Source organism: Sandarakinorhabdus oryzae (genome assembly GCF_009733735.1).
Classification (GTDB): Bacteria; Pseudomonadota; Alphaproteobacteria; order Sphingomonadales; family Sphingomonadaceae; genus Sandarakinorhabdus; species Sandarakinorhabdus oryzae.
In genome coordinates, this window is sequence record NZ_WNJP01000157.1 from 1 (window position 1) to 6,359 (window position 6,359).

Here is a 6,359-nt window from a genome sequence, read left to right on the forward strand (position 1 = left end):
GCACCAGCGCGGCCGCGCGCACGCCGGCCCCGCTCAGGGGCGCACGCTCCAATGGCCCGCCGCGGCCGGCCGGTTGCGTGGCCAGCATGATGCGCCGCCTGACATAGCCAGGCGTGTCGGCATTGGCGACATTGTCGCCAGTGGCATTGAGCGCCTTCTGGAAGGCGAGCACGCCCGAGCGCCCAAGCTGCAGCAGGTCCATCATTTCGCGGCCTCCCGGCTGAGCAGTTGTGCCAGGCCAAGTGGCGCGGCCTGGGCGATGGCGCGGCCGCGCTGGTCGTCGAGCATGTCGCGGACCTGGTCGTTGTTGCCCAGCAGATCATCGCCCAGCTTTGCCGCGCGCGCCGTCTTGAGCAGACGGGTGACGAGCAGGGCCTCGAAGTCCTGCCCGGCCCTGGCGGCGGCCTTTGCTTCGCCCGCCGCAGGCGAAAGGGGCAGGGTGACGGGCCTGATCTCCATCAGATCACCACCAGCTCGGCGCGCAAGGCGCCAGCCGCCTTCAGCGCTTCCAGGATCGCCACCAGATCGCCCGGCGCGGCGCCCAGCGCATTCACCGCATCAATGATCTCGCCCAGCTTCGCCCCCGGCGCGAACAGGTTCATGCGCGTCTGCGCCTCGCCGGCCTCCACGGTCGATTGCTGCGTCACCACCGTCTGCCCGCGCCCGAAGGGGCCGGGCTGGCTGGCCTGTTGGTTTTCCGTCACCCGCACGGTCAGGTTCCCGTGCGCGACGGCGGCGGGCAGGATGCGCACCTCGCCCGAGATCACCACCGTGCCGGTGCGGGCGTTGACGATCACCTTGGCCGCCGGCGGCTGCAGGGCGACGTCCAGCGCCTCCACCCGCGCCGCCAGCGCGATGCGGGCATCCGGTGCATCCGGCGCGGTGATGGCGATGCGGATGCCGTCCTCGGCCCGCGCCGACGCGCCGCCCAGGCTCGTGTTGATGGCGTCGGCCACGCTCTTCGCGGCCGAAAAATCCGGTTCGTTGAGATCGAGGAACAAGGGCCCGCTGCCGGTGAAGGGCGAGGCGACGCCGCGTTCGATGATGCCGCCGCCGGGCACGCGGCCCGTGGCGGGCGTGCCGACGACGATGCGGCTGCCGTCGCGGCCTTCCGCGCCAAATCCGCCTACCGCCAGCGACCCCTGCGCCAGCGCATAAATCTCGCCATCCGGCCCCTGCAGCGCGGTCAGCAACAAGGTGCCGCCGCGCAAGGATTTGGCCTGGCCCAGCGCCGCCACTGTCACATCCAGCCGCTGGCCCGGCTTGGCAAAGGGCGCCAGCTCCGCCGTCACGATCACGGCGGCAGCGTTCCTCAGCTGCGGGTTCACGCCCGGCGGCAACTGCACGCCCAGGCGGGCGGTGGCCGATTTCAGCGACTGGATGGTGAATTCCAGGTTCTGGTCGCCAGTGCCGGTCAAGCCGACGACGATGCCATAGCCGGTCAACGCGTTGGCCCGCACGCCGGAAAAGCGCGCGATGTCCTTCACCCGCTCGGCCTGGGCCGGCGCTGCCAGCAGAGCCAACAGGATCAGCCAGCGCATCACGTTTGTCGGTTTCATAGGGGCGAAATCTTCGCAAAGAAGCGCGCCAGCCAGCCCTGGCGGCTGTTGTCCGCCACCTGGCCCGTCCCGCCAAATCGGATGCGCGCGTCCGCAATTCGGGTGGAGGGCACGCTGTTGTCAAAGCCCAGATCATCGGCGCGCACCAGCCCGGTCAGTTGCAGATGCTCCTCGCCGCGATTGAGCATCAGCCGCTTCTCGCCGGCGATCCGCAAGACGCCGCCGGGCAGCACTTCGGCCACCGTCACGGTCAGCTCGCCGAACAGTTCGTTGTTCTGCTCGGCCGAGCCACTGCCCTTGAAGCTCTGCTTGGCTCCGCCCTGGGTCGCCTCGTTCAGCGTGGCGGAAAAGGGGATGGCCGGCGGGAAGCGCAGCGCATTGTCGCTGTCGCGGCCGCTTTCGGCGCTGGCCGATTTGCTGGCGCGGGTGCGCTCCACCAGGCGGATGGTGATCAGATCGCCCACCCGCCGCGCCCGCCGGTCGGTGACCAGGCCGCTGAAGGCCTGCGCGTTGAACAGGCTCCCCGTCGGCACCGCCGGCGGCACCGGCAAAACCGTCATGGCCGGCGGGATCGGCTTCAGCTTCTTCGCGGCGGCCGGCTGCGCCAGCAGCAGCACTGCCGCCGACACCAGCAGCCAGCACGCCAGGGACAGTCGCGCAGACGACGCCTCAGACATTTTGCGTCACATAACGGCTCATCTCGTCGGCCGCGTTGATCACCTTGGCGTTGATCTCATAGGCGCGCTGCGTCTCGATCATGTCGACCAGTTCCTGCACGGTTGACACGTTCGATCCTTCCAGCATGCCCTGGCGGATATTGCCCATGCCGGCCTGGCCGGCGACGCCCAGGGTTGGCGGCCCAGAACCGGCGGTTTCGCGATAGAGATTGTCGCCGATCGGCATCAGCCCGGCCGGATTGAGGAAGCGGGTGAGCTGCAACTGCCCCACCTCCACCGGCGCCGTCTGCCCGGCCAGGGTGGCCGTCACGATGCCATCCTGCGAGATGGTGATCTGCTGCGCGCCATCGGGAATCGTCAGCGGCTGCGCCAGCCTGAGCCCCGAGGCGGTGACCAGCTCGCCGGTGGCTGACAGCTTGAAGCCGCCGTCGCGGGTATAGCCCTGGGTGCCATCGGCCAGCTGCACCGCAAAGAAGCCGGCGCCATCAATGGCCAGATCAAGCGCATTCTCCGTCTGCTGCAGCGTGCCCTGCTGGTGAATGCGCTCGGTGCCCACCACCCGCACACCGGTGCCGGTGCCCAGCCCGGTGGCATATTGCGTGTCCGCGCCGCTGGCCGCGCCGGGGTTGCGATCATCCTGGTACATCAGGCTGGCAAAGCTGGCCCGGTCCTTCTTGAACCCCGTGGTCGAAACGTTGGCGAGATTGTTGGAAATCGTCTTCATGCGCTGGTCGAGCGCATCGAGCCCCGAACGGGCAATCTGCAAGGCGGTGGTCATTGGGTTACTCCTCAACCATCAAGACGCATCAGCCGCGCGCCCTGTTCGTCCATTTCCTGCGCATGGCGGATCAGCCGCGCGTTCACCTCGAACCCGCGCTGTTCCTCCACAAGCTCCACCAGCGCTTCGGTGGCGGTCACATTGGCGCTTTCCAGCGCACCGCTTTCCACGCGCGCGGCCGGGTCGCGCGGCAGGCGCGCCTCGGGCAGGAACAGGCCATCGGCGGCCTTGTCACGCGGCGAGAGGCTGCGCCCATCAACCAGCTTCAGCTGCCCGACCTCGGTAGGCCCGTCCGGCAACAGCGCGGTGATGCGGCCATCAGTGGCGATGTTGAGCGCGGCGCCCGGCGGCACCGATATCGGCGCATCATTGATGCCCAGCACCACCCGGCCATCGCCGTTGGTCAAAATGCCGGTGGAGGACAGCGACAGGTCCCCGCGCCGCGTATAGCCTTGCCTAACCTCGCCGCCGATCACTGGCCCCTGCACGGCCAGCCAGGCATTTCCCGACAGTGCCACGTCCAGGCTTCGTGCGGTCGCCTGCACCTTGCCGGGCACCGCCGGCGTGGCGAGGCTGGGCGCCCCCACCTGCGCCCGGGCTTCCCAGGCGCCGTCGGCAGCGCGGCGCGCGTCCAAGTAGCGGCCTTCCTGCGCCACCATCTCGCGGCGGAAGCCGGGCACCTGCGCATTGGCCAGGTTGTTGGCCGTCACCAGCTGTTCGCGCGCCCGGGCGGAAAGGCCGGTGAGGGCGGTATAGATCAGGCGGTCCACAGCGGTTCAGCCGTCAATTGCGCAGGTTGATGATGGTCTGCATCAACTGGTTGTCGGTCTCGATGGCTTTTGCAGACGCCTGGAAATTGCGCTGCGCCGCGATCAGATTGACCAGTTCGGTGGTGAGATCGACGTTGGAGCGCTCGATATTGCCCGACAGGATGGTGCCAATGCCGTTGCGGCCGCCTTCGCCCATCATCGGTTCCCCCGACTGCGGGGTGACGACCCAGCTGGCGTCGCCAGTTTGTTTCAGGCCCTGCGGGTTGGAGAAATTGGCCAGCGCCACCTTGCCCAGCACCTGCACCTCGCCGTTGGAGAAGCTGGCGCGCAACAGGCCATCGGGTTCCACCGACACGCTTTCGAGCTGGCCGGAGGCAACACCATCCTGATCGATCAGCGCCACGCTGAACGGCCCGGCCTGCTGCACCGTGGCGCTGCCATGGTCCACGGCCAAGGCCATGGCGCCGGCCCCGGTATCGGGGGTGAAGGCGTCAAACACGAACGGCGTCGTCGGGTTGGTGAGGTTGCCGTTGACGTCGAACTCCATTGGGATGCCCGGCGTGCCGGCGACGTTGAGCTCCTGATTGCCGACGAAGGCATGGGCGGTCCAGCGGTGGAACGGGTCGCCGGCGGTGGGCACACTGTCCTTCACATAATAGATGGTCGCCGCCAGCGGGTTGCCCAGGCTGTCGAACACTGTCACCGACGTGCTGGCGTTGAAGGTGGACGGATCGTTGCGGTCAAACACATAAGGGTTGGTCGCCGTGTAGATCGGCCGGTTGGCGATGATCGGCGCATCGGCCGGCAGGTTGGCGGTGACACGGATCTCAGTGGAGGCCTGCGGCGCGCCGCTGTTCAAGGGCAGGCGGGCCGGCACCGTGCTGGCCAGGCTGGTCGATTGCACGGCGCCGTCCATGGTGGTCGGAAACAGCTGCAGCTTGCGGCCCTGATTATCCACCACAAAGCGATCCGGCGTCACGCCAAAGCTGCCGGCGCGGGTGAAATGGGTCTGCACGCCGCCGGCGCCGGATTTCACCACGAAGAAGCCCGGCCCGGCCAGCGCCATGTCCAGCGCCGAGGTGCTGGTTTCGGTTGGCCCCTGCTGGAACTGCTGGGTGATGGCGCGCACCGTGGTGCCGCTGCCAACGATGCGATTGGGGTTCTGCAGCGCCGATGTGGAGATGATGTCGCCAAAGGCCACGCGGCTGCGCTTGAAGCCGCTGGTGCCGACGTTGGCGATATTGTTGGCGATGGTCGCCATCTCGGTCTGGGCGCCGGCAAGGCCGGAAAAGGCAGTGTAGAAAGCCATGCGACTGGTTCCTTCAGTTTGACGCTTGGGTGGAGGCAGGCGGCGTCGCTTGCGCGATCAGCTGGTCGAGCCGGTCGATCACCGCCGACAGCTTCACATTGGTCTCCGTGCTGCCCGACACCTGGGCAAACATCGCCATCTGCTGGACATACTGGAAATTATCGACCGGCTTGGTCGGGTCCTGGTTCTGCAGCTGGGCGGTGAGCAGCCGCAGGAAATCGCCCTGATCCAGCATGGACTTGGGCGGTTTTGCCGTGGCGGGCGCTGCGGCTGGCAGGCCGGCGATGCCGGAAACGCTGCTCATTTGCCGATCCGCAGCGTGTCGAGCATGAGGCCGCGGGCGGTGCTCATCACCTCGACATTGTTGGCATAGGCGCGGGCGGTCTCGACCATTTCGACCATCTCCTGGTTGGAATCGACGGCAGCGGCCCACACGTGCCCGGTGGCATCGGCCAACGGGTGATTGGGATCCAGCCGTTTTTCGGGGGTGCCGGCGCGGGCCATGCGGGCGACATCCACGGTGGCGGCCTGGCCATCATAGGCGGCGCGGAACACCGGGCGCAGCGCGCGATAGGCACCCGCTTCCGTGCCCGAGATGGTGCCGGCGTTGGCGAGGTTGGACGCGATGGCGTTCATCCGCACCAGTTGGGCCGCCATGGCGCGCCCGGCGATATCAAAGGTGGAAAGGCCGGGCTTCGTCATTCGCCGCCTTTCAGGGCGCTCATGATGGTCTGGATGCGGCCGGTGAGGAAACCCAGTGATGCCCGATATTTGACGGCGTTCTCGGCAAAGGCGGCCTGTTCGGTGGCCATTTCGACCGTGTTGCCATCCAGGCTGGGCACCAGCGCGGCGCGATACCTGATGTCGCCCAGCTGGCTGGCCAGTTCGCTGCCGAAGCCACCATTGCGCGCCGTCTGCAAGCGGGCCAGCGCCGCATCGGCATCAAGATCGCGGGCCTTGAAGCCCGGCGTGGCGGCGTTGGCGATATTGCCGGCGATCACGTCCAGCCGCTGCGCGCGCAAGCGAAGCGCATCGGCAGAGAGACCAAGGGCGTTGTCGAGCATCGTCATGCCCGGCCCCAAGCAACAAGCGTGCCAAGGCGGGTTTCAGCAGGGACGGGCCATACGACGGCGCCATTTCCCGAGGCCGGGCCGTCGTGCGACGGCGCCATTTCCCGTGCCGGGCCGTCATGCGACGGCCCGGGGCAGCGGCAAGGGCTTGCCGGGGGGAGCGGCAAGGGCTTGCCGGCCCCGGGCCGGCGAGGCG

10 protein-coding genes are annotated in these 6,359 nt (G+C 68.0%); all 10 read right to left on the reverse strand.

All coding sequences use genetic code 11. The features are described 5' to 3' along the window. Window positions 1–205 (reverse strand): flagellar basal body protein (locus GJ693_RS12865; RefSeq protein WP_235902884.1); only part of this gene is annotated, 205 nt, incomplete at its 3' end. Then, window positions 202–459, reverse strand: a complete 258-nt coding sequence (locus tag GJ693_RS12870; RefSeq protein ID WP_156256690.1) for a rod-binding protein — start codon at window positions 457–459, stop codon at window positions 202–204. The genes GJ693_RS12870 and GJ693_RS12865, both read right to left, overlap by 4 nt. Then, window positions 459–1,559, reverse strand: coding sequence for a flagellar basal body P-ring protein FlgI (locus GJ693_RS12875; RefSeq protein ID WP_156256691.1), 1,101 nt, complete (start codon window positions 1,557–1,559; stop codon window positions 459–461). Before GJ693_RS12875 ends, GJ693_RS12870 begins: the two co-directional genes overlap by 1 nt. After that, a complete protein-coding gene (locus GJ693_RS12880) occupies window positions 1,556–2,236 on the reverse strand; it encodes a flagellar basal body L-ring protein FlgH (RefSeq protein ID WP_156256692.1) in 681 nt (226 codons plus the stop codon). Before GJ693_RS12880 ends, GJ693_RS12875 begins: the two co-directional genes overlap by 4 nt. Further along, complete coding sequence (flgG, locus tag GJ693_RS12885) at window positions 2,229–3,014, reverse strand: flagellar basal-body rod protein FlgG (protein WP_156256693.1); 786 nt, start codon at window positions 3,012–3,014, stop codon at window positions 2,229–2,231. The genes GJ693_RS12880 and flgG overlap by 8 nt, the downstream gene beginning before the upstream one ends. 11 nt (window positions 3,015–3,025) lie before the next feature. Beyond that, window positions 3,026–3,784, reverse strand: a complete 759-nt coding sequence (locus GJ693_RS12890) for a flagellar hook-basal body complex protein (protein WP_156256694.1) — start codon at window positions 3,782–3,784, stop codon at window positions 3,026–3,028. Between the two features lie 13 nt (window positions 3,785–3,797). Continuing rightward, the gene (locus GJ693_RS12895; RefSeq protein ID WP_156256695.1) at window positions 3,798–5,093 is read right to left on the reverse strand and encodes a flagellar hook protein FlgE; all 1,296 of its coding nucleotides are present in this window, start codon (window positions 5,091–5,093) and stop codon (window positions 3,798–3,800) included. A gap of 13 nt (window positions 5,094–5,106) precedes the next feature. Then, a complete protein-coding gene (locus GJ693_RS12900; RefSeq protein ID WP_156256696.1) occupies window positions 5,107–5,397 on the reverse strand; it encodes a flagellar hook assembly protein FlgD in 291 nt (96 codons plus the stop codon). Next, window positions 5,394–5,795, reverse strand: coding sequence for a flagellar basal body rod protein FlgC (flgC, locus tag GJ693_RS12905; protein ID WP_156256697.1), 402 nt, complete (start codon window positions 5,793–5,795; stop codon window positions 5,394–5,396). The genes GJ693_RS12900 and flgC overlap by 4 nt, the downstream gene beginning before the upstream one ends. Next, a complete protein-coding gene (flgB, locus tag GJ693_RS12910; protein WP_156256698.1) occupies window positions 5,792–6,163 on the reverse strand; it encodes a flagellar basal body rod protein FlgB in 372 nt (123 codons plus the stop codon). The genes flgC and flgB overlap by 4 nt, the downstream gene beginning before the upstream one ends. Window positions 6,164–6,359: the final 196 nt, after the last annotated feature.

Excerpts from the sequence above, each read along its gene's own strand:
- GJ693_RS12900 (WP_156256696.1), bottom strand. The coding sequence starts at position 5,397 with ATGAGCAGCGTTTCCGGCATCGCCGGCCTGCCAGCCGCAGCGCCCGCC.
- GJ693_RS12870 (WP_156256690.1), bottom strand. The coding sequence starts at position 459 with ATGGAGATCAGGCCCGTCACCCTGCCCCTTTCGCCTGCGGCGGGCGAA.
- GJ693_RS12875 (WP_156256691.1), bottom strand. The coding sequence starts at position 1,559 with ATGAAACCGACAAACGTGATGCGCTGGCTGATCCTGTTGGCTCTGCTG.
- flgB (WP_156256698.1), bottom strand. The coding sequence starts at position 6,163 with ATGACGATGCTCGACAACGCCCTTGGTCTCTCTGCCGATGCGCTTCGC.
- GJ693_RS12895 (WP_156256695.1), bottom strand. The coding sequence starts at position 5,093 with ATGGCTTTCTACACTGCCTTTTCCGGCCTTGCCGGCGCCCAGACCGAG.
- GJ693_RS12880 (WP_156256692.1), bottom strand. The coding sequence starts at position 2,236 with ATGTCTGAGGCGTCGTCTGCGCGACTGTCCCTGGCGTGCTGGCTGCTG.
- flgC (WP_156256697.1), bottom strand. The coding sequence starts at position 5,795 with ATGACGAAGCCCGGCCTTTCCACCTTTGATATCGCCGGGCGCGCCATG.
- flgG (WP_156256693.1), bottom strand. The coding sequence starts at position 3,014 with ATGACCACCGCCTTGCAGATTGCCCGTTCGGGGCTCGATGCGCTCGAC.